The organism is Priestia sp. P5_B4 (assembly GCF_056400385.1).
On sequence record NZ_JBFULJ010000711.1, the window covers coordinates 1 to 1,971 of the forward strand.

Annotated in this window: 2 protein-coding genes and 1 pseudogene; 1 reads left to right on the top strand and 2 read right to left on the bottom strand. The window is 35.6% G+C overall.

All coding sequences use genetic code 11. From position 1 onward, the window contains the following. Nucleotides 1–68: 68 nt before the first annotated feature. Both AC1DRF_RS25025 and AC1DRF_RS25030 read right to left on the bottom strand, forming a co-directional pair. Nucleotides 69–968, bottom strand: coding sequence for an ABC transporter ATP-binding protein (locus AC1DRF_RS25025; protein ID WP_048020984.1), 900 nt, complete (start codon nt 966–968; stop codon nt 69–71). Beyond that, complete coding sequence (locus AC1DRF_RS25030) at nt 961–1,350, bottom strand: GntR family transcriptional regulator (protein ID WP_013083081.1); 390 nt, start codon at nt 1,348–1,350, stop codon at nt 961–963. The genes AC1DRF_RS25025 and AC1DRF_RS25030 overlap by 8 nt, the downstream gene beginning before the upstream one ends. 344 nt (nt 1,351–1,694) lie before the next feature. On the opposite strand from AC1DRF_RS25030, the pseudogene AC1DRF_RS25035 reads away from it, so the two are divergent. Continuing rightward, nucleotides 1,695–1,943, top strand: a pseudogene (locus AC1DRF_RS25035) (LysR family transcriptional regulator); the annotation flags it as partial. Nucleotides 1,944–1,971: the final 28 nt, after the last annotated feature.

Consider the following 1,971-nt stretch of genomic DNA (forward strand, 5'->3'; position numbering starts at 1 on the left):
GTAGTACTAACAAGTAGACAAGCCCAATCCATCCCACGTTTCTCATGGATTGAATCCACATGCCGCGGTTAAACGATGATGTTTTCGATTGCATAACCCACATCCCCCATTTCATAAATAAAGATTTCTTCCAGCGTAAGTGGCAAGATGTCAAAAATTAAAGGCTTATACGATCGAACTTTGTTGACTAAGTGATTTTCTTTTCCTCGAACAATACAAAGCAAGACGCTTCCTCGTTTTTCTTGATATAAAATGTCCAGCGTGTCGTAAAGCGCTAGCGGCACATCTCCTTCAAATGCAACTTGAATTTTGTGCACGTCTGATTTTAAATCATCCAGTTCTTTTTCAATTAATAATTGACCGTGATGCAAGATGCCTACATGATCACAAAGATCTTCCACTTCTCGTAAGTTATGTGATGAAATTAAAATCGTCATTTCCCGTTCTGCCACGTCTTGGACAAGAAGGTTTTTAATTTTTTGACGCATTACCGCATCTAACCCATCGAGCGGCTCATCTAAGATAAGTACATCAGGCATAGCAGACAGCGCTAACCAAAAACCTACTTGACGCTGCATTCCCTTGGACATTCTGTGTACTTTTTTATGTAATTGAATTGGGAAAGCTTCTTTTAATTTTTGAAACCGCTCTTCGTTCCAAGTCGGATAGACGCTTCTATAAAAAGACGCTAATTGCTTAATCGTTGTTTGAGGGAAAAAATAAAGAGAATCTGGCATAAAAATAAGACGTTCTTTTAAGCCAACGTTTTCAAATACTTCCTCACCGTCTATGGCAATTTTTCCGTGATCTTGCTTGTAAATACCTGCAATGATTTTTAATAGCGTTGTTTTCCCTGCCCCGTTCGAGCCAAGCAGTCCGTAAATAGATCCTTTTTTTATAGAAAGCGTGACGTCTCTTAGAGCTTCCATTTCTTCAAACTCTTTTTTTATCGCCTTCAGTTCAATCACTATCGCTTCCTCCTTTTACTGCTTTTTCAGCCTGTGAAATAAGTGATAGAATTTCATCTTTATCCATCCCTAAATACATAGCTTCTGCCAACAGTTTTACTAATTCTTCTTTCATCTTTTTCACCTTCTCGTTATTTAGTGTATCAACTTGAGGCGTTACAAAACTTCCTTTGCCTGGAACTGAATAAATATAATTCTGATGTTCTAGTTCACGATACGCTTTTTGAATTGTATTTGGATTAATCGTTAATTCTTTTGCTAACAGCCGAACAGATGGAAGCTTTTGATCGGCCTTAAAGACTTCATGAATAATAAGCTCTTTCAATTTATCTACTAATTGCTCGTATATCGGCTTGCGACTACGAATATCTAAATCGAACATAGTCTGCCTCCCTTCATCTACCAAAAATCATGATGTGTGTACTAGGTGTATTAACTGTATTACTGATCGTATTACAGTTAATATTATAGTATGTTTTCTGGAAAAAACAAGTACTTTTTTTACTTTTGTTACAAAATGATGACAAAAAAGTATTTAATAGCTTTATAGGATAAATGCAAATAACTGTAAATAAATTGCGTGTGTTGCCTTCGTTATAAGCCAAAATACTCCTTTAAGTCAGCACCTCGTTTTGTTTGTCTTAACCAAGTACCTCTAGTTATTACAATAGTAATGTTTTATAATGTTTATAATTAATTTTTTTAATATAAAAGGAGCCATACTCTATGTACTATGATGCGTTAAAGACGTTTGTTTCTGTTGTAGAAGAGCAAAGCTTTACAAAAGCTGCGGAAAAGTTAATGATTTCACAGCCAAGCGTAAGCGTACACATCAAAAATCTTGAAAAAGAATTTCAAACTTCCCTGTTCCTGCGTTCACCTAAAATGTTAAAAATCACACCCAGCGGCGAAATTTTATACGATCGTGCTAAACAAATGATTCAGATATATGAGCATACGAAACGAGATATTTTTTAAGATGATGAGAGTTTCTAAGGATTGA

Bases quoted from the DNA above. Each gene is read 5' to 3' on its own strand.
- AC1DRF_RS25030 (WP_013083081.1), bottom strand. From the start codon at position 1,350: ATGTTCGATTTAGATATTCGTAGTCGCAAGCCGATATACGAGCAATTA.